Below are 23462 nucleotides of genomic sequence, written 5' to 3'. Positions count from 1 at the left end.
GGCGTCCGCGGGGATCGTGTGGAGGCTCGGGGTTGCAGTGGTGCAGGGCCATGCCCGACGACGACGGTCCGGGCCGGGTGGGCTAGCCTCGCTCCCGGGCGACGACGCCCGGATCGCCGTTTCTGTCGGTCTGCGACCGGCACACCGTGAGGGGGAGCACGTGAGTCTCGACCAGCACCGCCGGAGCACGAGGTCGACCGGAGGGCGGGGGTCCGTCCGGGTCGGTGCCCTCCTCCTCCTCCCCACCCTCGCACTGGTCCTCACGGCGTGCACCGAGGAGCCTCCCAGCGCCGAGGACGCGGCCGCGGCGCTCGCGACCGCGATCTCCGAGGGAGACTTCGAGGGCGTCACGTTCACGCGGGCCACCATCGACGTCGCGGCCCACCGGGATGCGGTCCTCGAGCCCCTCGCGGAGGTCGAGCACACGGTCACGGTGGCCGACGTCGACGTCGTCGCCGAGGGCGACGACAAGGGCAAGGCGGCCACCGCGACGCTCGCGTACAGCTGGGACGTCACCGACGCCACGCCCTGGACGTACGAGACGACCGTCGACCTGGCGCTCCAGGAACCCGCGAAGGGCGAGGACGGACCCGCGCGGTGGGCCGTGGCCTGGAAGCCCGACGTCCTGGTCCCGGACCTCGCCGACGGCGACCGGCTGGCCGTGACGCGCGTGCGCGCCGACCGCGGGCAGATCCTCGGCGGCGACGGCATGCCGATCGTCGAGCCGCGGCCCGTGCACCGGATCGGCGTCGACAAGATGAACCTCGACCCGGCCCGGCAGGACGGGGTCGCGCGCGAGGTGGCCACGGCCGTCGGGATCGACGTCGAGGCGTACGCGCAGAAGGTCGCAGGGGCGGGCGAGAAGGCGTTCGTCGAGGCGATCGTGGTCCGTCAGGACGACACCGCGGGCATCGACGTCGGGGCGGTCGAGGCGATCGACGGGGCCTCGGTGATTCCTGGGACCCTCGACCTCGCGCCGACCCGCACGTTCGCGCGCGCCATCCTGGGCCGCGTCGGGGACGCGACCGCGGAGGCCGTCGAGGAGTCGGAGGGCAGGGTCGTCGCGGGGGACACCGTCGGGCTGTCGGGTCTCCAGCGGCAGTACGACGTCCAGCTGCGAGGGAACCCGGGGATCACCGTGAGCATCGTCGCGGACGGGAGCGCGGGCGAGGACACGGGCGAGGACGCCGACCTGGACGGCGAGCCGGACCCCGTGGAGAACGTCACCGACGTCTTCACGGTCGAACCCGTCGCGGGCGCGTCGCTCGCCACGACGCTCCGCCCCGACATGCAGGTCGCGGCCGAGTCGGTCCTGGCCGGGGTCCCGTCGGCGAGCGCGATCGTCGCGATCGAGCCCTCGACCGGCAACGTCCTGGTCGCGGCGAGCGGCCCGGGCGGCGACGGGACGTCCACGGCCACGACCGGCAAGTACGCGCCCGGCTCGACGTTCAAGGTCGCCTCGGCGCTCGCGATGCTGCGCACGGGGCTCACCCCCGAGTCGGTCGTGTCGTGCACGCCGACCCTCTCGGTGGACGGGCGCGAGTTCCAGAACGTGCCGGGGTACCCGACGTCGGCCCTGGGCGAGGTGCCCTTCCGTACCGCGTTCGCCAACTCGTGCAACACCGCGATGATCTCCCAGCGCGACGCCGTCTCGCAGCAGGCTCTGCACGACGCGGCCGCGGACCTCGGCCTGGGCGTCGAGTCCGAGCTGGGCGCGCCCGCGTTCTTCGGCTCGGTGCCCGCATCGGCCGAGGGGACCGAGCACGCCGCCTCGATCATCGGCCAGGGCAAGGTCGAGGCGTCGCCGCTCGGCATGGCGACGCTCGCCGCGAGCGTCGCCCACGGCGCGCGCGTCTCGCCCGTCCTGGTGCGCCCCGAGGTGACCGCCGTCGCCGACGAGACCCCGGCGCCGTCGTCGCTCACCGCGGACGAGGCCGCGACCCTGCTCAGCCTCATGCGGTCGGTCGTGACGGACGGGAGCGCGGTCGCGCTCAAGACGCTGCCCGGGGACGTCGCGGCCAAGACGGGCACGGCCCAGTACGGCGACGGCAGCCAGGCGCACGCATGGATGATCGCGATCCAGGGAGACCTCGCGGTCGCGGTGTTCGTCGAGACCGGGGACAGCGGGTCGGGCACGGCGGGGCCGCTCATGCAGGCGTTCCTCGAGGCGCCGGACACGGAGGAGTAGCCCGGGGCGGCCGCGGTGCTCACGGCACCGCGCCTCTGTCCACGCACGCTCCTGCACGAGCGTCCGTCGGCTGACTCACACGAACAGATCGGGCCGGTCCAGCGTGGCCGAGGGATCAGGGTGATCCGGGCACGTAGCCGTCCGTGCTGCCGTTCTCGTGGACAGGGAAGTGCTCGAGGAGCTCGTTGGTGTCAGCGTCGAGGATGACGATGGAGTTCGCCGGCCAGGTCGGATCCGGTACGGGAACGTAGTTCTCGATGGGGTCCTGGGCGATGAGGTCGAAGGTCTCGACGAGGGTTCCGGTGCGCGTGTTGTAGGTGGCTGTGCGGGGATGGTCGCGGTTCTCCTGAGGCCACTGGTCGAAGGGAAGGACGCCTCCCGTGTCGCCGGCCGGGGTGCCGTTCCACCACCCCTCGTATCCGCCGACGATGCTGGAACCGAGCAGCTCAGGGTCGATCTCGCGACCGGGGGTGCCGACAGGTTCTTCTGTCCGCTCGTTCGTGGTGGGCGCTGGGGTGGGAGATGGAGCGGGAGCGGACGCTGCGGGGTTCGTCTCACGAGGTGAGGAGGGGGCCGCGGGTCCGAGGCTCGTGGCGATCCCCACCAGTGCGAGAGCCGTCACGCCCGCGCCCGTCAGGCGCCGGGTGCGCTGCCGCGAACGCACCCGGGCCGTCACGGCCTCTGGAGCGAGCGGGGAACGGACCGGTGCGGTGTCCACGGCCTGTCGCAGCGTCGCGGCGAACTGTTCATCACTCATGGGTAGGTTCCCCTCCTAGGGCTCGACGCAGTGCGCTCAGGCCTCGCGACGCGTTGGACTTCACCGTGCCGCGGGCAACACCCAAGATCTCGGCGGTGTCGGCCTCGGACATGTCCAGCAGGTACCGCAGGACCACCGCTCGGCGCTGCTTCGGTGGCAGGGCTGCGACGGCCCGGGTGATCCGGTCCCGTTCCGCGACGGCGACCTCAGCCCCGGCGACCGGTTCACCCTCGATCCGGGCGAGCAGCACTTCGCGGCGGGTGCGCCGCCAGCCGTCGATGCGTAGGTTGAACAGGGTCCGCCACGCGTAGCCGACGGGATCGCCGACGGTCGCCCAGTCCCAGCGGCGCCAGACCCTCTCGTAGGTCTGCTGCACCAGCTCCTCGGCACGATGATGGTTGCCGGAGAGCAGATGAGCACTGCGGTAGAGGGCGTCGTTCGTCGATGCGACGAACGAGGTGAACGCCGCAGCCTTGGTGGCATCAGTCACCACAGCCAAGGGCCTCGTGTCCTCGTCCTCGAGCGTCGTGTCGATCGTCCTGCCCTCCGTCGTCAGCATGGTCTCTCCACCTCAAGACGCACGACGCCCGTCCGAGGTTGCATCCGGACCTGCACCAATCGTCGGTCTTCACGGCGGCGTCGAGATGCGCGACCACGCTCGGTCGTGGGGTCATGCAGGTGCCCGGTGGAAGATCGTCGTCCTCACATCTCGTCAAGCGCGCGTGAGCATGCGACTTCACGTCCGAGCTGACCGTTGTCATCGAGGAGCTGGACCTGTTGCGTCCGTGAGAGGACCGTCGCGAGCTTCTCACGATCGGCCGGTTCGAGTCCGAGCTCTTGCCAGAACGCACCGGACCGGCGGGATCGGGTCTCGAGAATGTCACCGTCCAGGTCAAGGGCACCGATCTCAGAGTGAAAGACTCTCCTGATGCTTGGCCGAAAAGGGGTAGCCGAGATCGCCGATCTCTCTTCGACCAGCGTCACTGCGATACCGGGCAGCCGCTCAGGCGTGGGCCGGCCAGGAGTACGTGGGATCGGCTCATGGGCCCGCCGACCGCGCCCTAGAGCCACCGTCTCCACTTGAAGACTCCCCACAGGCCCACCCCGAACCCGACCATGAGTGTGAGCGCGAAAGGGTAGCCCCAGGTCCAGTGGAGCTCGGGCATGTGGTCGAAGTTCATGCCGTAGATGCCGGCGATGAGGGTCGGAGTGAACAAGATCGCGGCCCAGGAGGAGATCTTCTTGACCTGTTCGCCCTGGTCGATGGTCTCCTCCGCGAGGCGGCGGCTCTCCTCGCCCTGGGCGAGGCTCGCGCTGGACATGCGGCGCATGGCGTCGTTCTGCTCGAGCGAGACGAGCGTGGAGTGCACGGTCAGGGCGTTCTCGAGCAGAGACCGGGAACCGTCGATGCGTTCGGTCACGCGGAGCGTGTGGTCCAGGACGTTGCGCAACCGGTTCTGCACCTCGTCGCCTGTGCCGTAGCGGTCTGCCCCGCGCAGCAGTCCTTGCACCATGTCCGGGAGTGGGCCGATCGCCCGCTGGAGGGCGATGACCTGGGAGAGCAGGTTGTAGATCCGCTTGGACAACGCGGGATCCACGTTGCCCCGGCCGAAGAGGCTGTCCTCGACCTCGTCGATGTCGTTCACCAGGCCGGCGACGACGGGCGCATAGCCGTCGACGATGGCGTCGAGGAACGCCGTGAGCATCGCCTCGGGTCCTCGGCCGAGGAACTCGGGTTCGGCTTCGAGCGCGTCGCGAGCCGCTGTCAGGTCCAGTCGGTCGCCGTGTCGGACGGTGATGACGAACCGGGGCCCGACGAACAGGTGCACCTCACCGATGTCGACGCGCTCGGCCCGGTCGTCGTACCAGGCGGGGCGGATCACGACGAACACGGTCTCGCCGTACCGTTCGAGCTTCGCGCGCTGGTGCCCCTTGTGGGCGTCCTCGACAGCCAACGGGTGCAGACCGAACCTCGCCGCGACGGTCTCGAGATCGTCCTCGCTCGGGTCCAGCAGCCCGATCCATGCGACGCCCCCCGAGCGCTCCAGGTCGTCGGCGACGTCCTTGAGGTCAGGTGGGGACGCGGTGCGGTGTCCGTCGACGTAGATGCGGCTGTCGATCGTCGTCATCGGTTCATCCCTTTGTCGCACGGGTCGTCGACCTCGTCCTCTTCCCCGTCATCGACGGCCGCAGGTGCCGGGGCGAGCATCGCCTGCACGGCGGGACCGACGAGGGCGACCAGCGTCTCACGGTCTGCCCGCGCCAGCGTGGGGACGCCGACGATTCCCCGTCCCACCACGAGCCCGACCAGCATCGACGATACGAGCCCCGCGCGGAGCGTCGCGTCCTCGACGTCGCGGGACGCGACGGCGTCGACAAGGAGGCGCTCCTGGAGGAACTCGCGCAGCTGGGCACTTGCCTGATCGTTGACGATGGCGCCGCGCAGCATGGCCATCAGCGGGGCAGCGCTGTGGGAGTCCTCCTCCCAGATACCGAGGAAGGCCCGAACCACCCGTTCCCCGAGGCCGCGATCGGGCCCCTCGAACGCCGCGCTGAAGCGCGAGAGTGCGCCTGTCGGCACGGACATGACGGCCGCGAAGAGCTCGTCCTTGGACCGGAAGAACTGCATCACGAGCGAAGCGTCGACGCCGGCGTCGGATGCGACGCGGCGGATCGTGGTCGCCGTGAAGCCGTCGGCCGCGAACCGGGCGCGAGCCGCGTCGAGGACGGCTTGCCTGGTCGAGGTCGCACCTGGTCGACGCCCGCGCCGCGCCGGGGAAGCCGGGCTCGTGTGTGTGGTCATGCTCCGAAGGTACCGGTCCACAGCCTTCATCTCAACAGGTGTTGAGTTTTCCGTCCAGCGGTCGTACGGTCGAGGAGTTGGCAGAGCCCGTCCCGGGCTCGACAGAGACGAGGAGCTCACGATGAGCGTCGACCAGAAGGTGTATGTGCCGTCCCAGCCCCTGGAGCCGGGTCCCCGGTACGGGATCCTGAGCGGCTACGAGCCGGGGACCCGGACACTCGCGGCGGGGTTCCAGATCGCGCCGCCGTTCAAGCCTCTGCCGGTCGACGTCGTGCTCGACAAGGACGTGCCCGTCATGCTGCGCGACGGGGTGACGATCCACGTCGACGTCTTCCGGCCCGCCGGGACCGAGCAGGTGCCGGTCATCGTGGCGTGGAGCCCCTACGGCAAGGGCCAGGGGACCTCGGCGAGCGTGATGGGCATCTTCGGCATGGTCGGGCTCGACAACGGCACCGTGTCCGGGCTCGAGAAGTTCGAGGGGCCTGACCCCGCGTACTGGTGCGCGCGCGGCTACGCGGTCTGCAACCCCGACATCCGGGGCGTGGCCGAGTCCGAGGGGGACAGTGTCATCTGGGATCGCCAGGAGGGCCGCGACGCCTACGACCTGGTCGAGTGGCTCGCCGAGCAGGACTGGTGCTCGGGCAAGGTCGCGATGAGCGGCACGTCCTACCTCGCTGTCTCGCAGTGGTTCACCGCGGCCGAGCAGCCCCCGCACCTCGCTGCGATCAACCCGTGGGAAGGCGTGAGCGACGTCTACCGCGACCTCGTGATGCGCGGCGGGATGCCCGACACCGGGTTCGCCGAACAGCTCCAGGACAACAGCTACTGGGGGAAGGGCCGTCGCGAGGACATCCTCGCCGAGGCAGCCCGGTACCCGCTCATGGGCGAGCTGTGGGAGGACAAGATCCCCGACTTCGACAAGATCACCGTGCCTGCGTACGTCGTCGCCTCCTACTCCAACACCCTGCACACCCAGGGCACGTTCCGTGCCTGGCGCCGCATGGCCTCGCAGGACAAGTGGCTACGCATCCACAACAGCCAGGAGTGGCCCGACTACTACGACGAGGCCAACGTCGAAGACCTTCGTCGGTTCTTCGACCACGTCCTCAAGGGCCAGGACAACGGGTGGGAGCAGACGCCGCGCGTGCGCTACTCCGTGCTCGACCTGGAAGGCGGCGACCGGGTGGACGTCCCTGCCGACCAGTTCCCGCCCGCGGAGGTCACGTCCACGACGTACTACCTCGACGGCGCCGCTCGCACCCTGTCGACGACGCCGCCCGCTACGGAGAGCACAGCTGGCTACGCCGTCGGGGGCAACCCGGACGTGGTGTCGTTCGTGACGCGTTTCGCGACCGAGACCGTCCTCGTCGGATACCCCAAGGCGCACCTGTGGGTCGAGGCGCAGGGCTCCGACGACATGGACCTGTTCGTCCTCGTCCAGAAGCTCGACGCGCACGGCACGCCGCTGCAGGAGTTCACCGTGCTCAACCACGGCGCGATCGTCCACGACGTCACCGAGCGCGGAGCCTCGATCCTGCGCTACAAGGGCTCCGACGGGCGCCTGCGCGTCTCCCTGCGCCACCTGGACGAAGGGCTCTCCACCGACGACGTCCCCTCCCACACCTTCGACCGTGTCGCCAAGCTCGTGCCCGGCGAGGTCGTCGACGTCGAGATCGACCTGCTCCCCGTGGGCCTGGCGTTCCACCCCGGCGAACAGCTGCGTCTCGTCGTCAGCGGACGCTCGCTCCTGGGCACCATGATGCCCGGCAACCGCGAGTACACCTCCACCGTCAACGCAGGCAAGCACGTCGTCCACACCGGTGGACACCGGCCCTCCTACCTCCAGCTCCCGGTCCTGACCGTGTGACTCCACGTCCGCCCGCCTCACCTTCGGGCGAGGTGGGCGGACGCACGGCGTGGGTTGCGAGGTGCAACACGTACCGCCGGGTGGTGCGTCGATCGGTTGAGACCTCCGTCGGTACTGCGACGCAGCAGAACCTCGTCGAGAGCATCTTGTCTTCGCAAAGCGTGGGTGAAAAGGGTGTTGAGGATCCGTTGGTCGGGGCGCAAGTGCTCCCAGGATGGGCGGGTCGCTGCGAGACTCACGGGCATGGAGTGCGAGAGCGACCGGTCGGGCGCAGCGGACATCTCGTCCGAGCGGCAGACGGACGGCCACACGCCTGCGCTGAACAGGGACCTGATGACGTACCGAATGCCTCCAGGAGCCGAGCTCCGCGCGCGCAACGCACGCACCACCGCCGGAACTCTCGTGACCGTCCTCGGACTTCTCCTCGTCGCGGCACCCGCGCTCCTCGCGCTGCTCCTCGGGCTCGATTCCACCAGCGACACGTGCGAGGACGCCTTCGGAGGCCCGTGCGACGGAGCACCCCAGTATTTCGCCGCGACGGTGGGCCTCCTTGCGGCTCCCGTGCTTCTGGGGCTCGCGATGGCACGCCCTCGGCACGCACGTGCGTGGCTCGTCGCGACCCTCGTCGTCGCGCTCGTGCTCTTCGTCGCCCTGCTGTGCGCGACCTGACGCACTGCGATCCGGCAGGCTCGGGGCCAATACCTCATGGGGGTATCTTTGGCCGGTGCGAGGGAACGAGAGCAGGACCGAGGCCGACAGGACGGATCCTGGCGGGAGCGCGACGCGACGTCCTCGCAGGACCGTCCCCGGACTGACCGTGTGCCGCCTGTGCGTGGGCGAGACGCTCGGCGCGGGCGACCCACTCCCGGGCGGCCAGCTCGCGCGGGTCGAGGCGATCGCCGCGAGCGGCGACGCGGGCCTGACCCTGGTCGACTGTCTCGACGCGTGCGAGCGCGGGGACGTGGTCGTCGTGCGCCCCACGCCCGCCGCCCGGGTCGAGGCAGTCCCGGTCTGGTTCGAACGGCTGGCCGGCGACGCGTCGAGCGAGGCGCTGCACCGCTGGGTGCGGGCGGGCGGGCCCGGGCGGTCGCCCGTCCCCGAGGCCCTGGCCGGGCTTCGTATCGAGGCTCCGTAGCGGGTCCTGCGGAGACGCCGCCGCGTCCCAGGGAATACACCGACGGTCCGACGGCGTTCCTTCCTCGGCTACTATCGGTAGCCGCGGGCGACGATCGCCCGCACCGCCGGTCCTCGGGCCGGCCCGAACGGGAGTCGAATCCTTGCTGAACCGGTGGAACTTCACCGCGCGCCGTGACGTCGATCTGCGACGAGTCGCCAGCGCGCTCTGTTGTTGACCCACTGAACCGCTGGGCCCCGCGGCCCGCACAGCAGTCCTCCCCACCCTCCTGACCTCGGCGTGCCCGCCGCGAGCCCGTGCTGCACGGACCCGCTCCGGCTGCGCTGCGCACGAGGCGCGCGACCCGTACGGGCTCGCGTCCACGCGACCCCGACGTCGGGATCCTCCTTCCTCCGGGCCGGGACGACTGCACTCCCTCCCTCTCGCGATGCTCGCGATCCCTGGGCGCCCCACGCGCCCGTGACGAAGAAAGCAGAACCGTGCCCTCCTCCTCTTCCTCCTCGCAGGCCGTGGCTCCCGCCGCGCCGGAGAAGTCCGCGAACGGTGCCCCCGCGCCCAAGCGCCGCCTGAAGGCGCCGTCCTTCACGGTCCAGATCCTCGTCGCCCTCGTGCTGGGCGTGCTGCTCGGCTGGGCCGCGCTGTCGATGGGCCCCGCGTCCGGCGCCGGCACCCCCGACGAGGTCCCGAACTGGCTCACGACGACGCTCGCGACGATCGGCTCGTCGTTCGTGACGCTGCTCAAGGCGATCGTCCCGCCGCTCGTCTTCACGGCGATCGTCGCGTCGATCGCGAACCTGCGGAACGTGACCAACGCCGCGCGCCTCGCGGGCCAGACCATCCTGTGGTTCGCCATCACGGCGCTCGTGTCCGTGGTGATCGGGATCGGGCTGGGCCTCGTGCTCAAGCCCGGGGCGAACACCACGCTCTCGGCGGCCGACGGCAGCGAGCCGGGCGGCTCGGGCTCGTGGCTCGACTTCCTCAACGGCTTCATCCCGAGCAACTTCCTGGGCATCGGGGCGCGCACGCAGATCGAGCAGGTCGAGGGCGTCGTGAACGGCGCGAGCACGTCGATCTCGTTCAACGTGCTCCAGATCGTCGTCATCTCGCTGATCATCGGCATCGCGGCGCTCAAGTCGGGCAAGAAGGCCGACCCGTTCCTGGCGTTCAACCGCTCGGCGCTCTCGATCATCCAGACCGTCCTGTGGTGGATCATCCGCCTCGCGCCGCTCGGCACGCTGGGCCTCATCGGCAACGCCGTCGCGACGTACGGGTGGGACCTGCTGGCCCCGCTCGCGACGTTCGCCGCTGCGATCTACATCGGTCTCGCGCTCGTGCTGTTCGTCGTCTACCCCGTGATCCTGCGGACCAACGGCCTGAAGATCACGAGCTACTTCAAGGGCGCCTGGCCCGCGATCCAGCTCGCGTTCGTGTCGCGCTCCTCGATCGGCACGCTGCCCGTGACGCAGCGCGTGACCGAGCGGAACCTCGGCGTCCCGCGCGAGTACGCGTCGTTCGCCGTGCCGCTCGCCGCGACCACCAAGATGGACGGTTGCGCCTCGATCTACCCGGCGATCTCCGCGATCTTCATCGCCCAGCTCTTCGGGATCGACCTGTCCTTCACGGACTACCTGCTCATCGCGTTCGTGTCCGTCGTGGGCTCTGCGGCGACCGCGGGCCTGACCGGCGCGATCGTCATGCTCACGCTGACGCTGTCGACGCTGGGCCTGCCGCTCGCGGGCGTCGGTCTGCTGCTCGCGATCGACCCGATCCTCGACATGGGCCGCACCGCGGTCAACGTCGCGGGCCAGGTGCTCGTGCCGACGGTCGTGGCCAAGCGTGAGGGCATCCTCGACCTCGAGCAGTACGAGGGCGTGAACGTCGAGGACCTGTTCACGGACGACGAGGACGAGTCGAACGAGTCCGCGGTCGCCTCGGACGTCGACTCGTCGACCGCGAACGCGTCCGACAAGCCTGCGGCCTCGGCCGCCGACGAGGAGCTGGTCGGGGCGCGCTGACGCCACGTCCCACCGCCTCCCGCTGAGTGCGGAGTAGTTGTCGTCGATGCGACGTATCGACGACAACTACTCCGCACTCAGCGTTTCCCGGGAGGTCAGCGGTCCCGGGGCGTGAGGACCTCGAGGCGCTGGCGGTACTCCGTCTCGTCGATCTCTCCGCGTGCGTAGCGCTCGCCCAGGATCGAGACGGGGTCGTTGCCGCCGCGCCAGGCGCCCGGACCGCCGGGGTGCCCCCACGCCCCGCCGCGTCGCGCCCGGCGTGCGAACAGGAAGATCACGGTGGCGAACAGGGCGAACCACAGCAGCGGGAAGACGAACCACCACGGTCCCGGTCCCCAGCCCGCGCCGCCGTGGGCGAGGACGTCGGTCGTCGCGGTCGTGAGAGTGGTGAGCATGGGAGCCTCCTGGGTGGGCTGGTGACGCGCGGCGGGCGCCGCGTCCGGCCGCGGGGTGCGGGCCACGTCTCCAGGCTTCCGTCCGGGGCGACGTCCGTCGTCGGCCCGGGGATGTCTGTCGCGTACCCCGCTGGTACCGCGCGGGCCGGGGGAGGCCGGCAGGCTCAGCGCCCCTGGCCCCAGCCCGGGCGCACGATGCCCGCCTCGTAGGCCGCGACCACGAGCTGCGCCCGGTCACGTGCTCGCAGCTTGGTCATGACGCGCGAGACGTGGGTCTTGACGGTCGACTCCGACAGGTACAGCGCCCGCGCGATCTCCTCGTTGGACAGCCCGCGAGCGACCTCGACCAGGACCTCGTGCTCGCGCGGCGTGAGGTCGGTGAGCCCGGGCACGGGCGCGACGGTGCGCGTCGCGTCGGCCACGCGCGCGAGCAGCCGGCGGGTCACGGTCGGGGAGAGGAGCGCGTCCCCGCCCGCGGCGACCCGCACCGCGCGTACCAGGTCCTCGGGCTCGGTGTCCTTGACGAGGAACCCGCTCGCGCCGCTGCGGATCGCCTCGGTCACGTACTCGTCGAGCTCGAACGTGGTCACCACGACCACGTGCACGCCCGACGCCGCCGGGTCCGCCACGATCCGCCGCGTCGCCTCGAGCCCGTCGAGGCCGGGCATGCGGATGTCCATGAGCACGACGTCGGGCAGCAGGTCGAGCGCGAGCCGCACCGCGTCGTCACCCGTCGCGGCCTCGCCCACGACCTGGAGGTCCGGCTCGGAGTCGATCAGCGCGCGGAAGCCTCCGCGCACGAGGCTCTGGTCGTCGGCGAGCACGACGCGGATCATGGGTCCTCCTGGTCTGCGGGGGTGCGGTCGGTGGTGGGGTCCTCGTCCGGCCCGACGGCGCCGCGCGCCTCCCACGGGAGCCTCGCCTCGACGAGGAAGCCGCCCCGCGGTCCGGGGCCGGCCGTGAGGGTCCCGCCCGCGTCGGTCACGCGCTCGCGCATGCCCCGCAGGCCGTATCCCTCGGCGTCGAGCCGGTCGTCGTGCCCGCCCGACCGCGACGGGTCCGCCGGCCGGTCCGCGGGGGCGGCTCCGTCGTCGGACACCGTGACCACGAGGGTGCGGGGCAGGCCTGTGCGCGGTGTGGGGGCCGAGGCGTCGCCCGTGCCGACCACCCGGACCTCGACCGTCGTGCGCGTGGCGCCCACCGCGTGGCGCTGGACGTTGGTGAGCGACTCCTGGACCACGCGGTAGACGATCCCGGCCAGGCGAGGGGCGGCGTCGTGCGCTGCGTCCTCGACCGTGAGACCGACCGCGACGCCCGGGACCGACCCGACCAGGCGCGGTAGCGCCCCGAGGTCCCACGCGGGCGAGCGGGGGACCTCGCCGCCCTCGGCGCGCACGATGCCGAGCACGGTCCGGACCTCTTCGAGCGACTCGCGGCTCGTCGCACGGATCGCGGCGAGGGCCGCACGAGCCTGCTCGGGGTCGCGGTCCAGGAGGTGCAGCCCGACGCCCGCCTGCACGTTGATCGCCGACAGCGAGTGGGCCAGGACGTCGTGCAGCTCGCGCGCGATGCGCAGGCGCTCGGCCGTCACGGCGTTGACCTCGTGCTCGCGCCGGGCCGCACGGACCGCCGCCATGCGGGCGACGCGCCCCCTGGCGCCTCCGGCGGCGAGCAGGGCGACCGTCGTCCACGCGAGCCCTCCGAGCAGCGCGACCGTGGGAGGCCCGCCCCGCAGCGTCGCCGCCGTGGCCGTGATCCCCGCGAGCACCACGACGCCCGACCACGCGACGACGCGCCCGTGCGCAGCCGGTCCCGCGAGCATCACGGCCGCGAGGACCGCGACCGTCGGGACGAGCACGGGCCCCCACGGGTAGCCCAGCAGCAGGTAGGCGCCCGTCGCGGCGAGACTCAGGGTGGTGGCCAGGACGTGGCGGCGCGGGATGGTCGCGAGCACCAGGGGCGAGACCAGCGCCAGGGCGAGCGCGAGCGCGTCGAGGGGCTCGGCGTCGGGCTGGCCGTGCGCGGCGCCCAGGGTGCCGACGACCGCGACGAGCGCCGTGACGATCGCGAGGAAGAGGCGCGGACGGCGGCGGTCGAACGGTCCGGTGAGCTCGGCGGGGTCGGTCGGGTTGTCGCTCGGCCCGGCCCCGCTGCCGTCGTGCGACCAGGACCAGGGACCCGTCGGGCGGGGCCGCTCGCCATGCCACGGCGGGCCCCACGGAGTGCCCGGGGACCCCGCGGACCTCCCGTCGCCGACCATGCGGCCACGCTACGCCGAGGGGAGGGAAGGCGCGTCCGACCGGGGTGCCGTCGGGGGCGGTACGCGGGTGCCGGGGGCTGGCGGTGCCGGGGTGCCGCGAGCAGGGTGCTGGTGCCGAGGTAGAACGTGCTGCGCGAGGTAGAACGCAGCGCGTACTACCTCGCGCAGCACGTTCTACCTCGCGGGGAGTCCGGGGGATCGGGAGGGGGTGGCCCGAGCAAGACGTACCGCCGACGGTCCCGTCCAGACCGACCCTGCTACGACCGACGCCCCGACGACTGGCGCCCCGCTACGACCGACGCCCCGCGGGCGACCCCTCTGCCTCGAGCCGGGCCACGAGCCGTGGGCCCGCGACCTCGCGGTAGGACATGTCCAGCAGCTCGGCGACCTCTTGCCAGTCGACCGGTGCGGCCTCGAGGTCGAGCCCGAGCCAGCCGGCCGGCCCGTAGTAGGCCGGCACGAAGAAGCGAGGGTCCTGCGCGAGCGCGGCCTCCTCGGTGGGGTCCACCTTGACGAGGAGCGCGTCCGGGTACTGCCGGGCGGGCGACGTGGGGGTGGCCTTGGTCATGCCGCCGTGGACCGCGAACAGCAGGCGGGCCCGGAACGTCACGCGTCCGTGCGAGACCCGCTCCTCCGCGCCGGGGAAGGCCAGGGCGAGGCGACGCAGCTCGCCGAGGTGAGCGGCGTCGTCGGGCGTGGAGGCGGCAGGCATGGTTCCAGCGAACCATGCGGCACCCACGCGCGCTGCTGAGTGCGGAGCTCTTGTGCGACACGCCCGGCGTGTCGCACAAGAACTCCGCACTCAGAGCTGAGGGTGCGTCAGACCTCGAGCACGACCTTGCCGCGCACGTGCCCGTCCGCGACCTGCTGGACGGCCCACGCGGCCTCGGTCAGCGGGAAGCGCGCCGAGATCTCCAGGGTCAGCAGCCCGGCCTCGGCGAGCGCGAGCGCCTCGCGCAGCGCGCCCTTGCGGGACGTCTTGGTCGCGATGCCCGCGGCGAGCGACTCCTCGGTCTCCACGAGCGTCACGGCGCGCGGGCTGCCGTCGCGGGTCAGGCCGTCGGTTCCGAGGAGCTGGACGGTCTGGGCGACGGTCTCCGGCGACCCGACCAGGTCGACGACGGCCGTCACCTCGGAGAGCCCGTCCGGCAGGGCGCGGACCGCGTCGGTGAGCCCCGGGCCGTACGCCACGGGCGTCGCGTCGAGCCCGCGCAGGTAGTCGTGGTTCGCCGCGGACGCCGAGCCGACGACGCGCGCCCCGAGGGCCTTCGCGATCTGCACCGCCGCAGAACCGACCCCGCCCGACGCCCCGTGGATCAGCACCACGTCCTTGTCGCCGACGCCGGCCTGGGCCAGCGCCGAGAACGCTGCGGCTGCGGCGACGGGCAGGACCGCGGCCTGCTCGAACGACACGTTGGCGGGCTTGGCCCGCGTCTTGGCAGCCTGGACCACCGACCTCTCGCGCTGGGCCCCCGTGCCGCTCCAGACGACCTCGTCGCCCACCGAGAAGCCCTCGACGCCCTCGCCCACGGCCTCGACGACCCCGGCGGCCTCGAAGCCGAGCACCTGCGGGAACTCACCGGCACCGCCGAACTCTCCGGCGAGCTTCTTCACGTCCGCCGGGTTGACCCCGATCACGCGGTTGGCGACGACGAGCTCCCCGTCACCGGGCGCCGGCACGGGCTCGTCGCCGACGCGCAGGACGTCGACACCGCCGTGGCGGTCGTAGAAGATCGCGGTGCTCATGGGTCTACCTCTTCGAGATGTGGGGGCGCGGGGAGGAAGATGTGCGGTTCGCGCGAAACCGGTTTGCCACTCTTCCATCCCGGACGGAGTCCTGTCATGCCCGACGACGGTGGGTCGCGCTGCTGGTCAGGTGCGGTCGGGCGTCGCGAGCCCGGGCTGGGGGGCCGCCGGTGGGGCCTGCTCGCGGACCGCTGCGAGGACCACGGGATCTGCGCAGCCGCGCGCGAAACCGTTGATCCGCCGCTGGATGTCGCGGCTCAGGAGCCGCGACCCGATGTGCTCGGCCAGGGGAGCGAGCCACGCGGGGCGGCACGTGAAGCTGTACCGCCACACGGCTCTCGTCGCGGCGTGCTCGGGGTGTCCGACGTCACGGCCAGGGGCGGGTGAGAAACGCCAGCCGCCCGCCATGCTCGCGAAGAACCACGGGCCCTCGACCATCTTCATCCCGACGTTGGTCGGCGGGTTGTACGAGACGTACTCGCTGACCATCCGCAGTCCCGCACGGTGCCGGGTGAGGGTGCGGACCCCCTTGGCGGGGGCTGTCGCGTCGTCGAGGAACCGCTGGGAGTGGATGAACGGGTCCCAGCGCAGACGGACGTCGCCCGTGGTCTGCGAGACCGCGAATGCGGTGGCAGGGTCCACGGGGACGATCACGGACGACTCGACGACGGGCACGCTCCGATCCTTGCACGGGGGACCCACAGAGTCCCGGGGGAGTCGCCCGGGCGGGCGCCCGAGGTCGGCAGCGATGAGTTTCTCCTCCCGTGGCGGTCTCCCCACCCGACGACTTCGTCCACGACGCAGGAGGACCACGTGGCCCAGCTGGTGAGAGTGCAGAACTTCAACGTCTCGCGCGACGGGATCGGCGCGGGCGAGGACCAGACGCTGGAGCGGCCGTTCGGGCACGTCGACCCCGAACGGCTCTTCTCCTGGGCCGGGGCCACGGCGAGCTGGCCCATGCGCACCGAGCCCGGGGGCAGCCGCGGGCTGGACGACTACCTGACGCGCGACTACGCGCGCAACATCGGGGCCGAGATCATGGGCCGCAACAAGTTCGGTCCGCAGCGCGGCCCGTGGCAGGACCACGAGTGGCAGGGCTGGTGGGGCGACGAGCCGCCGTTCCGTACCCCGGTCTTCGTCCTGACCCACCACGCGCGCCCGTCGATCACGCTGTCGGACACCACGTTCCACTTCGTCGAGGGCGACCCCGCCTCGGTCCTGGAGCAGGCCAAGGAGGCGGCCGACGGCAAGGACGTCCGCGTGGGCGGCGGGGCCACGACGATCCGCCAGTTCCTCGACGCGGACCTCGTCGACACCCTGCACATCGCAGTCTCGCCCGTGGAGCTCGGCTCGGGGGTCCGGCTCTGGGAGTCGCCCGACGAGCTTCTCGACCGGTTCCACCTCGACGTCGTCCCGAGCCCGAGCGGGGTGGTGCACCACCTGTTCTGGCGGCGGTGACGGTCGACCGCGCGTGCTTCGCCGTCGGGCTCGCGGAGCAGGACCCGTGCCCGGCCGACCCGTGGTGCAATCGAGGGATGGACACCGGTGCCGCCCTCGAGCGCGTCGTCGCACGTGCGCTCGACGGTCCTCCTCTCCGTGACGCCGCACGGGGAGCGCTCCTGGGCGCGGACACCCCGGGACCACGGTGACGGGCGCACCCGAGGCGCGTGACGCCGTCGTGCGGGCGCGGTTGCTGGCGCTGCGCGACGAGGGCACGGCCCGTACCGAGGCCCTGCGCGGCGAGGTGGCCGGGATCGTCGAGGCGTCCAAGGACTCCAACGCCGACGACGAGCACGACCCGGACGGCGCGACCATCGCGTTCGAGCGAGCCCAGGTCGGTGCGCTGCAGCGGCTCGCCGAGCAGCAGGTCGCCGAGGTCGACGCCGCCCTCGCCCGGCTCGACGCAGGCACGTACGGCACGTGCGAGGCGTGCGGCGGGCCCGTGGGCGAGGCGCGGCTCGAGGCCCGCCCGACCGCGCGGCTGTGCATCGCGTGCGCGTCGGACGCCGGCAGGTCCGGACGCGAGAGGAGGTAGACCCGGGCGGACGCCTCGCCCGCCCGGGTCCACCGGACCGGCCGGTGCGAGGGCCTACTTGTGCGGGACCCCCGCGATGAGCCCGCCGTCGATGATGAACTCGGAGCCCGTCGAGTAGCTCGACTCGTCGCTCGCGAGGAACAGGACGAGCTGCGAGACCTCCTCGGGCTCGGCGGGACGGCCCAGGGGGATGGGCAGGAGGTCGTGGCTGATCTTCTCGGTCATGGGCGTCTTGATGAATCCCGGGTGGACCGAGTTGACGCGCACGCCCGAGGGGCCGAGGTCCAGGGCCACGGACTTGGTGAGCCCGCGGACGCCGAACTTCGACGCGACGTAGCCGTGCAGGCCCGCGCTGCCGCGCATGCCCTCGACCGACGAGATGTTGATGATCGACCCGCGCCCGGCCTTGGCCATGACCGGGGCGACGGCGTGGATGCCGAGGAACGTGCCCGTGAGGTTGATGTCGATGATCTTGCGCCACATGTCGGGCGTGAACTCGGTGATGGGGGCGGCGTTCGCGATCCCGGCGTTGTTGACGAGCACGTCGATGCGGCCGAACTTCTCGAGCGTGAAGGCGACGGCGGCGTCCCAGTCCTCCTCCTTGGTCACGTCGAGGTGGATGTACGCGGCGTTCTCGCCGAGCTCGGTGGCGAGCGCCTCGCCCTTGGTGTCGTCGAGGTCGGCGATGACGACCTTGCCGCCCTCGGCGACGAGCGCCTTGGCGTGGGTGACGCCCATGCCTCCGGTTCCTCCGGTGACGATGGCGACCTTGTTGAACACGCGGCCCATGGTGGGGCCTCCTTTCGGGTGTGCCCGGGGTCGGGGGAGCCCTCGTGGGGTGCCCGACGGCGGAGCGTGCGGTGTGCGGTGAAGCCCGCCTGAGCGGTGGGGCGCCGGGTCAGTTCGGCGCGGTCCACCAGGAGGCGAGCGAGGTGCGGGCGATCCGGGGGAAGAACTCCGGGTCACGCGGCACGGGGGTGGCGAGCCACGCCTCGAGGGCCCCGACCGAGCCGAGCCCGACGTAGCACGCGTAGGCGTGGGCGGCCTGCTCGACGTCCGTGGGCCCGGCGTCGTGGGCGACCGGCATGAGGTGCGGGTGGCTCACGAGGAAGGCTCGTAGCGTCTCGGTGAAGTGCTCGGCGAGCAGCCGGAACAGGGGCGCGCTGAGCCCGCCGTCGCGAGCGCGCTCGTAGATGTCGGCGTGCGCGTCGACGTGCCCGGCGACCGAGCGGGTGATGGAGTCGACGACCCGGCGGGGATCGGGGGGCGTGGCGGTGGCGGTGCTCGTCTCCGTGCCGGCTCGGGGTGCACCCGGGCCGGGCCCGCCCTCCTGGGCGGCTCCGCCGTCGGGCGTCACGCCGACGGCCGCGAAGAGCTCGTCGCGGATCGCATCGAGCTCGGTGCGCAGGATGCCCGTGAGGAGATCGGCCGGGCTGCTCGCGTGGTCGTAGAAGGTCGCGCGGTTGATCCCGGCGCGCGCGGCGACCTGGGACACGGTGACGTCGTCGATGTCGTGCTCGGTGGCGAGCTCGAGGACCGCGGTCCGCAGTGCTGCGGTCGTGCGTTCGATGCGGGGGTCCATGTCGCCTCCTCGGTGGGTGCGGGACGGGCCCGCGAAACGTGCTGACACTTCGACAGTACGCCCGGGCAACCATTTTGGCAACGCCTGTCGTCTAAGCGCGGCCGAGACGCGGAAAGGGCGGAAAGTCGGTCCTGTCGGCCCTGTCCCGAACGACCCGGACGCCTCGCCGGGCGGTCCTCCTGGCACGGACCTACCGTGGGAAGGTCGGGCGGATCGACCGACCCGCCCTCCCTCCTGCCAAAGGGACGAACATGTCCGGATCGAACCGTGGTGCAGAGTCCGAGGAGCGCGACGTCGTCGCCATGAACCCGCTGTTCTCCCGACCGGGAGAGGCGACCGAGCTGCCTCGCAACGTCCTGCCGCCGGGGGAGTCCTTCCCCGAGACGGCCTACCAGATCGTCCACGACGAGGCGATGCTCGACGGCAACGCCCGCCTCAACCTCGCGACGTTCGTCGGCACCTGGATGGACCCCTACGCGCAGAGGCTCAACGCCGAGACCGCCGACAAGAACATGATCGACAAGGACGAGTACCCGGCCACGGCCGCGATCGAGACCCGGTGCTGGAAGATCCTCGGCGACCTGTGGAACGCGCCGGACCCGGCGAGCACGATCGGGACCTCGACCATCGGGTCCTCCGAGGCCGCCATGCTGGGCGGGCTCGCGCTCAAGCGGCGCTGGCAGCACGCGCGCCGCGCCGCGGGGAAGTCGACCGAGAAGCCCAACCTCGTGCTGTCGAGCGCGGTCCAGGTCTGCTGGGAGAAGTTCTGCAACTACTGGGACGTCGAGGCCCGCTACGTCCCCATCTCGCTCGAGCACAAGGTGCTCGACGGGTTCGAGCTCGAGAAGTACGTGGACGAGAACACGATCGGGGTCGTCGCGATCCTCGGGGTCACGTACACCGGGGCCTACGAGCCGGTCGAGAAGATCTCGGCCGTGCTCGACGAGATCCAGGCCGCGACCGGGCTCGACGTCCCCATCCACGTCGACGGCGCGTCAGGAGCCATGATCGCGCCGTTCCTCCAGCCGGACCTGGTGTGGGACTTCCGGGTCGAGCGCGTGGTGTCGATCAACACCTCGGCCCACAAGTACGGGCTCGTGTACCCCGGGCTCGGGTGGGTCGTCTGGCGGGACAAGGCTGCGCTGCCCGAGGACCTCGTCTTCTCGGTGAGCTACCTGGGCGGTGACATGCCGACGTTCGCGCTCAACTTCTCCCGGCCCGGCTCGCAGGTCCTGCTCCAGTACTACCTGTTCCTCCGCCTCGGCTACGACGGCTACTACAAGGTGCAGAAGGCCTCGCAGGACGTCGCGCTCTACCTCTCGGGCGAGATCGCGAAGATGCCGCAGTTCGACCTGTGGAACGACGGGAGCGACATCCCGGTCTTCGCCTGGAGCCTCAAGAAGGGCTACACCGACAAGTGGACGCTCTACCACCTGTCCGAGCGGCTGCGGACCAAGGGGTGGCTCCTGCCGTCGTACCCCATGCCCGTGGACCTCGAGGAGCTGACGGTCCAGCGCATCGTGGTGCGCAACGGGCTGAGCCGCGACCTGGCGGCCAGCCTGCTCGGCGACATCCGGACGGAGATCGCGTTCCTCGACGCGCTCGAGTCACCCATGCCGGTCGAGGCCGTGAGCAAGGGGTTCCACCACTGAGGTGCGCGTGACCGGAGAGGTCAGGTCGACGCGGGACGCGAGGTAGAACGCGCTGAGCGACGTAGTGCTCGGCGGGTTCTACCTCGCGCAGCACGTTCTACCTCGTCACCGACGGACGGGCTGGGAGCGGCCGGCCCACCCCATGGGTCAGTCCGCGAAGCGCTCCCCGCGCTCCACGACCCGGCCCGCTCCGCGACCACCGGCCGCCGCACGGTCCCACGTGTAGACCTCGGTGCCGGTCACGAACACGTTCTCGGCGCGCGACGTCACGTCGAGCGGGTCGCCGGACCAGATCACGACGTCGCCGTCGAGCCCGGGGCGCAGGGAGCCGATGCGGTCGTCGAGCCCCAGGAACGCGGCCGGGTTGGTCGTGAGGGCCTGGATCGCGACCTCGGGGTCGAGCCCCTCCTTCACGGCGAGCGACGCCTGGTGCACCAGGAAGTTGATGGGCACCACGGGGTGGTCGGTCGTGATCGCGACGCGCACGCCCGCGCGGGCGAGCGCCCCGAGGCTCGCGATGTTGCGGTTGCGCAGCTCGATCTTGGAGCGCGACGTGAACAGCGGGCCGAAGATGACGGGGACGTCGTGCTCGGCGAGGACGTCGGCGACCGCGGCGCCGTCGGTCCCGTGGTTGATGACGAGCTGGTAGCCGAACTCGTCCGCGAGGCGCAGCGCGGTCGCGATGTCGTCGGCGCGGTGCGTGTGCTGGTCCCAGTAGAGCTCGCCCGCGAGCACGCGGCCCAGGGTCTCCTTGGCGAGGTCGCGCTCGAACGGCTCGCCCTTGGCCTGCGCCGCATCGCGCTTGGCGACGTAGTTCTGGGCGTCGACGAACGCCTTGCGGATGACGTTCGCCACGCCGAGGCGCGTCGAGGGGAGCTTCTTCTGGTCGCCGTAGACGCGCTTGGGGTTCTCGCCCAGCGCCGACTTCACCGACACGGCCTCGCGGATGACCTGCTCGTCGACGGTCCGCCCGCCCCAGGTCTTGATCGCGACGGTCTGGCCGCCGATCGGGTTGCCCGAGCCGGGCTTGATGACGGCCGACGTCACGCCGCCCACGAGCGCGTCACGGAAGCCCTCGTCCTCGATGTTGATGGCGTCCAGGGCGCGCAGCGCGGCGCCGTTGGGGTCGGTCATCTCGTTGGTGTCGTTGCCGGCCCAGCCCTCGGCCTCCTCCATGACGCCCATGTGGCCGTGCGACTCGACGAACCCGGGCAGGACCCAGCGGCCCCCGGCGTCGAGCGTGCGGACGCCGTCGGGCACGACGACGTCCTGGCCGACGGCCGTGATGACGCCGTCCTCGACGAGGACGGTCGCGTTCTCCAGGGGTGCGGAGGCGACGGGGACGACGTAGCCGTTCGTGATGGCGATGCTGTTGCGTGTGGTCATGCGCTCTATCCTCTCCCCGACCCGGCGGGCCCAGTACTCGGGGACGGGCCGTGCGCCCACCGGAAGCAGGATCAGACGCCGCGTCATGTCCCGCTAGGGTGGTCCCCGTGCTCACCCAGGTCGCCGGTCCGTTGCGCGTCGCGCGCGCCGGTCTCGTCGCGACCCTGGTGCTCGCCCTCGCGGCGCTCGCGCACCGCGTCGGCGGTGGCACGCTCCCGGACCCGCTGATCCTCGCGGCCCTGGCCGCGTTCACGATGGCCGGCGCGACGTTCGCGGCCCGCTTCCGCCTCACGTTCGCTCGACTGGTCGCGGTCCTCGGCACGGGCCAGGTCGCGCTGCACTACGGCCTGGGGTTCGGCGCGGGCGTCACGTGCGCCCCGGCGGCGGGCGCCGCGGCGGGGCACGCGGGGCACGGGGCAGCGGCTCAGGTGTCGGCGTGCGCCGCGGGCGCGACCCTCCTGCCCGACGGCGTCGCGCACCTCCCGCACGAGACGCCCGCGGGAGCGTGGATGGTCCTGGCGCACGTGCTCGCGACCTTGGTCGTGGCCCTGGTCGTCGCCCACGGCGAGCGGGCGCTCGGCCTGCTGCTGGCGTGGCTCGCCCCGCGGACGGCGCTCACGGACATGCTGCCGGCGCTGCCCGTCGCGCACCGGCTCCCGACCCCGGTCGTGGCGCCGTCCCGCGCGACGACGGTCCACCTGCGGATCCCGACGACGCGCGGGCCACCGCTGCTCGCCCGGCCCGTCGCCGTTCCTTCCTGACCCCGTCCGCGCTCGCGCGCGGACCATCGACGAGGCCGGCCGCCCCCTGGGTACCCCTTGCGCGAGCTCGTGCCGCGCCTCATCGAGAGCCTCTTCCATGCCTTTGCAGACCGACCAGTCCCACCCGTCCACGCCCACCGCACGCCGAGGGCGAGCGGTCGCCCTCGCACGCCCCGCACCCCTCGCCGGCCCGGCCCGTCTCCTGGTGGCGGTCCTCGCCGCCCTCGCGACGCTCGCAGCGACCCTGCTGCTCAGCGTCGGCGGTGCCGTCCCGGCCCAGGCGCACGACCGCATCATCAGCTCCGACCCGGCCGACGGCGCGCAGCTCGCCACGGCCCCCGCGGCACTGACCATGACGTTCAGCACCGAGCCGCTCGCGGTCGAGCCCCAGGTCGTCGTGACCGACTCCGCGGGGACCGTCGTCGCGCAGGGCAGCCCCACGATCGAGGGGACCTCCGCGACGTTCCCGTGGCCCGCCGAGCTGACCGGTGACACGTACACGGTCGCGTGGCGCGTCGTCTCGTCGGACGGCCACCCCATCGAGGGCACGTTCTCGTTCGCGGTCGCGGCGGCTCCCGAGCCTGCCCCGACCACGGCGAGCGAGGAGCCCTCGGCCGTGACGCCGTCGGCCACCGAGGACACGACGACCGAGGCGACCACGTCGGCAGTGCCCGAGGAGACCGACGACGAGGGCCGCTCGATCGCCCCGCTGCTGATCGGCATCGGGGTGCTCGCGGCCGCGGCCGTCGTCGTCGCGGTGCTGATCGTGCGCCGCCGCCAGCAGGACTGACAGACCCTCCACCCACTTCCCGGCGACTCGTCGCCCGGGCGTTCCCGCGACCCGTCGGTCGTGCGTCCCGTCCTGCCCCGGACCGCGCAC

Annotated in this window: 23 protein-coding genes; 10 read left to right on the top strand and 13 right to left on the bottom strand. The window is 72.0% G+C overall.

The annotated features are described in order from the left end of the window. Window positions 1-160: 160 nt before the first annotated feature. Window positions 161-2188, top strand: a complete 2028-nt coding sequence (locus ACIPWA_RS19725; RefSeq protein WP_400292312.1) for a penicillin-binding transpeptidase domain-containing protein — start codon at window positions 161-163, stop codon at window positions 2186-2188. A gap of 115 nt (window positions 2189-2303) precedes the next feature. On the opposite strand, the gene ACIPWA_RS19720 is transcribed toward ACIPWA_RS19725, so the two are convergent. From ACIPWA_RS19720 to ACIPWA_RS19705, 4 genes are all read right to left on the bottom strand, one after another. Further along, complete coding sequence (locus tag ACIPWA_RS19720; protein WP_400292310.1) at window positions 2304-2945, bottom strand: hypothetical protein; 642 nt, start codon at window positions 2943-2945, stop codon at window positions 2304-2306. Continuing rightward, window positions 2938-3504, bottom strand: coding sequence for a SigE family RNA polymerase sigma factor (locus tag ACIPWA_RS19715; protein WP_400292309.1), 567 nt, complete (start codon window positions 3502-3504; stop codon window positions 2938-2940). The genes ACIPWA_RS19720 and ACIPWA_RS19715 overlap by 8 nt, the downstream gene beginning before the upstream one ends. A gap of 502 nt (window positions 3505-4006) precedes the next feature. After that, window positions 4007-5074 carry a magnesium and cobalt transport protein CorA gene (locus ACIPWA_RS19710; RefSeq protein ID WP_068709009.1) on the bottom strand — a complete coding sequence of 356 codons (1068 nt, stop codon included), beginning with the start codon at window positions 5072-5074 and terminating at the stop codon, window positions 4007-4009. Further along, entirely contained in the window at window positions 5071-5748 is a 678-nt protein-coding gene (locus ACIPWA_RS19705; protein WP_082849059.1) for a TetR/AcrR family transcriptional regulator, read from the bottom strand. Before ACIPWA_RS19705 ends, ACIPWA_RS19710 begins: the two co-directional genes overlap by 4 nt. A gap of 121 nt (window positions 5749-5869) precedes the next feature. Between ACIPWA_RS19705 and ACIPWA_RS19700 the strand changes: the two genes are divergently transcribed. The 4 genes from ACIPWA_RS19700 (at window position 5870) to ACIPWA_RS19685 (ending at window position 10765) form a co-directional block, all read left to right on the top strand. Next, the gene (locus tag ACIPWA_RS19700) at window positions 5870-7615 is read left to right on the top strand and encodes a CocE/NonD family hydrolase (RefSeq protein WP_400292307.1); all 1746 of its coding nucleotides are present in this window, start codon (window positions 5870-5872) and stop codon (window positions 7613-7615) included. Between the two features lie 243 nt (window positions 7616-7858). Next, window positions 7859-8284 (top strand): hypothetical protein, encoded by a 426-nt coding sequence (locus ACIPWA_RS19695; protein WP_400292305.1) that lies wholly within the window; start codon window positions 7859-7861, stop codon window positions 8282-8284. A 55-nt stretch (window positions 8285-8339) separates the two neighbouring features. After that, entirely contained in the window at window positions 8340-8750 is a 411-nt protein-coding gene (locus ACIPWA_RS19690) for a hypothetical protein (RefSeq protein WP_400292303.1), read from the top strand. 509 nt (window positions 8751-9259) lie between these two features. Further along, window positions 9260-10765: a dicarboxylate/amino acid:cation symporter gene (locus ACIPWA_RS19685; protein WP_068709017.1), complete on the top strand. Its 1506-nt coding sequence runs from the start codon at window positions 9260-9262 to the stop codon at window positions 10763-10765. Window positions 10766-10860: 95 nt separating this feature from the next. Here the strand turns inward: ACIPWA_RS19685 and ACIPWA_RS19680 are convergent, their stop codons facing one another. The 6 genes from ACIPWA_RS19680 to ACIPWA_RS19655 form a co-directional block, all read right to left on the bottom strand. Then, window positions 10861-11160 (bottom strand): SHOCT domain-containing protein, encoded by a 300-nt coding sequence (locus ACIPWA_RS19680; protein WP_400292301.1) that lies wholly within the window; start codon window positions 11158-11160, stop codon window positions 10861-10863. A gap of 164 nt (window positions 11161-11324) precedes the next feature. After that, on the bottom strand, window positions 11325-11996 hold the full coding sequence (locus ACIPWA_RS19675; protein WP_400292299.1) for a response regulator: 672 nt from the start codon (window positions 11994-11996) through the stop codon (window positions 11325-11327). After that, on the bottom strand, window positions 11993-13420 hold the full coding sequence (locus ACIPWA_RS19670) for a sensor histidine kinase (protein WP_400292296.1): 1428 nt from the start codon (window positions 13418-13420) through the stop codon (window positions 11993-11995). The genes ACIPWA_RS19675 and ACIPWA_RS19670 overlap by 4 nt, the downstream gene beginning before the upstream one ends. A gap of 289 nt (window positions 13421-13709) precedes the next feature. Further along, window positions 13710-14132 (bottom strand): MmcQ/YjbR family DNA-binding protein, encoded by a 423-nt coding sequence (locus tag ACIPWA_RS19665; protein ID WP_400292293.1) that lies wholly within the window; start codon window positions 14130-14132, stop codon window positions 13710-13712. Window positions 14133-14239: 107 nt separating this feature from the next. Further along, window positions 14240-15166: a quinone oxidoreductase family protein gene (locus ACIPWA_RS19660; RefSeq protein WP_400292291.1), complete on the bottom strand. Its 927-nt coding sequence runs from the start codon at window positions 15164-15166 to the stop codon at window positions 14240-14242. Between the two features lie 126 nt (window positions 15167-15292). Continuing rightward, entirely contained in the window at window positions 15293-15841 is a 549-nt protein-coding gene (locus ACIPWA_RS19655; RefSeq protein WP_400292289.1) for a type II toxin-antitoxin system RatA family toxin, read from the bottom strand. A gap of 138 nt (window positions 15842-15979) precedes the next feature. Between ACIPWA_RS19655 and ACIPWA_RS19650 the strand changes: the two genes are divergently transcribed. Together ACIPWA_RS19650 and ACIPWA_RS19645 are read left to right on the top strand one after the other, a co-directional pair. Then, window positions 15980-16624: a dihydrofolate reductase family protein gene (locus tag ACIPWA_RS19650; protein ID WP_068625047.1), complete on the top strand. Its 645-nt coding sequence runs from the start codon at window positions 15980-15982 to the stop codon at window positions 16622-16624. A 187-nt stretch (window positions 16625-16811) separates the two neighbouring features. Then, window positions 16812-17201 carry a TraR/DksA family transcriptional regulator gene (locus tag ACIPWA_RS19645; protein ID WP_400292286.1) on the top strand — a complete coding sequence of 130 codons (390 nt, stop codon included), beginning with the start codon at window positions 16812-16814 and terminating at the stop codon, window positions 17199-17201. A 54-nt stretch (window positions 17202-17255) separates the two neighbouring features. On the opposite strand, the gene ACIPWA_RS19640 is transcribed toward ACIPWA_RS19645, so the two are convergent. Beyond that, window positions 17256-17990 (bottom strand): glucose 1-dehydrogenase, encoded by a 735-nt coding sequence (locus ACIPWA_RS19640; RefSeq protein ID WP_400292284.1) that lies wholly within the window; start codon window positions 17988-17990, stop codon window positions 17256-17258. A gap of 109 nt (window positions 17991-18099) precedes the next feature. Beyond that, window positions 18100-18783 (bottom strand): TetR/AcrR family transcriptional regulator, encoded by a 684-nt coding sequence (locus ACIPWA_RS19635; RefSeq protein WP_400292283.1) that lies wholly within the window; start codon window positions 18781-18783, stop codon window positions 18100-18102. Between the two features lie 251 nt (window positions 18784-19034). Here ACIPWA_RS19635 and ACIPWA_RS19630 point away from each other — a divergent pair, with 251 nt between their 5' ends. Next, window positions 19035-20435: a glutamate decarboxylase gene (locus ACIPWA_RS19630; protein WP_056644395.1), complete on the top strand. Its 1401-nt coding sequence runs from the start codon at window positions 19035-19037 to the stop codon at window positions 20433-20435. Between the two features lie 147 nt (window positions 20436-20582). Here ACIPWA_RS19630 and ACIPWA_RS19625 read toward each other — a convergent pair whose 3' ends face one another. Then, window positions 20583-21821, bottom strand: a complete 1239-nt coding sequence (locus ACIPWA_RS19625) for an amidohydrolase (protein WP_068709027.1) — start codon at window positions 21819-21821, stop codon at window positions 20583-20585. A gap of 107 nt (window positions 21822-21928) precedes the next feature. On the opposite strand from ACIPWA_RS19625, the gene ACIPWA_RS19620 reads away from it, so the two are divergent. Both ACIPWA_RS19620 and ACIPWA_RS19615 read left to right on the top strand, forming a co-directional pair. Continuing rightward, window positions 21929-22582: a hypothetical protein gene (locus tag ACIPWA_RS19620; protein ID WP_068625079.1), complete on the top strand. Its 654-nt coding sequence runs from the start codon at window positions 21929-21931 to the stop codon at window positions 22580-22582. Between the two features lie 97 nt (window positions 22583-22679). Further along, a complete protein-coding gene (locus ACIPWA_RS19615) occupies window positions 22680-23372 on the top strand; it encodes a copper resistance CopC family protein (protein ID WP_083201250.1) in 693 nt (230 codons plus the stop codon). Window positions 23373-23462: the final 90 nt, after the last annotated feature.

The sequence above is a fragment of the Oerskovia enterophila genome (genome assembly GCF_044748475.1).
In the GTDB taxonomy this organism is placed as follows: Bacteria; Actinomycetota; Actinomycetes; order Actinomycetales; family Cellulomonadaceae; genus Oerskovia; species Oerskovia enterophila.
Note: the sequence above shows the minus strand (reverse complement) of the source record. Positions and strands in the feature narration are given on the sequence as shown.

Bases quoted from the DNA above. Each gene is read 5' to 3' on its own strand.
- ACIPWA_RS19630 (WP_056644395.1), top strand. From the start codon at position 19,035: ATGTCCGGATCGAACCGTGGTGCAGAGTCCGAGGAGCGCGACGTCGTC.
- ACIPWA_RS19715 (WP_400292309.1), bottom strand. From the start codon at position 3,504: ATGCTGACGACGGAGGGCAGGACGATCGACACGACGCTCGAGGACGAG.
- ACIPWA_RS19660 (WP_400292291.1), bottom strand. From the start codon at position 15,166: ATGAGCACCGCGATCTTCTACGACCGCCACGGCGGTGTCGACGTCCTG.
- ACIPWA_RS19625 (WP_068709027.1), bottom strand. From the start codon at position 21,821: ATGACCACACGCAACAGCATCGCCATCACGAACGGCTACGTCGTCCCC.
- ACIPWA_RS19700 (WP_400292307.1), top strand. From the start codon at position 5,870: ATGAGCGTCGACCAGAAGGTGTATGTGCCGTCCCAGCCCCTGGAGCCG.
- ACIPWA_RS19695 (WP_400292305.1), top strand. From the start codon at position 7,859: ATGGAGTGCGAGAGCGACCGGTCGGGCGCAGCGGACATCTCGTCCGAG.
- ACIPWA_RS19635 (WP_400292283.1), bottom strand. From the start codon at position 18,783: ATGGACCCCCGCATCGAACGCACGACCGCAGCACTGCGGACCGCGGTC.
- ACIPWA_RS19680 (WP_400292301.1), bottom strand. From the start codon at position 11,160: ATGCTCACCACTCTCACGACCGCGACGACCGACGTCCTCGCCCACGGC.
- ACIPWA_RS19710 (WP_068709009.1), bottom strand. From the start codon at position 5,074: ATGACGACGATCGACAGCCGCATCTACGTCGACGGACACCGCACCGCG.
- ACIPWA_RS19670 (WP_400292296.1), bottom strand. From the start codon at position 13,420: ATGGTCGGCGACGGGAGGTCCGCGGGGTCCCCGGGCACTCCGTGGGGC.
- ACIPWA_RS19675 (WP_400292299.1), bottom strand. From the start codon at position 11,996: ATGATCCGCGTCGTGCTCGCCGACGACCAGAGCCTCGTGCGCGGAGGC.
- ACIPWA_RS19720 (WP_400292310.1), bottom strand. From the start codon at position 2,945: ATGAGTGATGAACAGTTCGCCGCGACGCTGCGACAGGCCGTGGACACC.
- ACIPWA_RS19640 (WP_400292284.1), bottom strand. From the start codon at position 17,990: ATGGGCCGCGTGTTCAACAAGGTCGCCATCGTCACCGGAGGAACCGGA.
- ACIPWA_RS19615 (WP_083201250.1), top strand. From the start codon at position 22,680: ATGCCTTTGCAGACCGACCAGTCCCACCCGTCCACGCCCACCGCACGC.
- ACIPWA_RS19705 (WP_082849059.1), bottom strand. From the start codon at position 5,748: ATGACCACACACACGAGCCCGGCTTCCCCGGCGCGGCGCGGGCGTCGA.
- ACIPWA_RS19665 (WP_400292293.1), bottom strand. From the start codon at position 14,132: ATGCCTGCCGCCTCCACGCCCGACGACGCCGCTCACCTCGGCGAGCTG.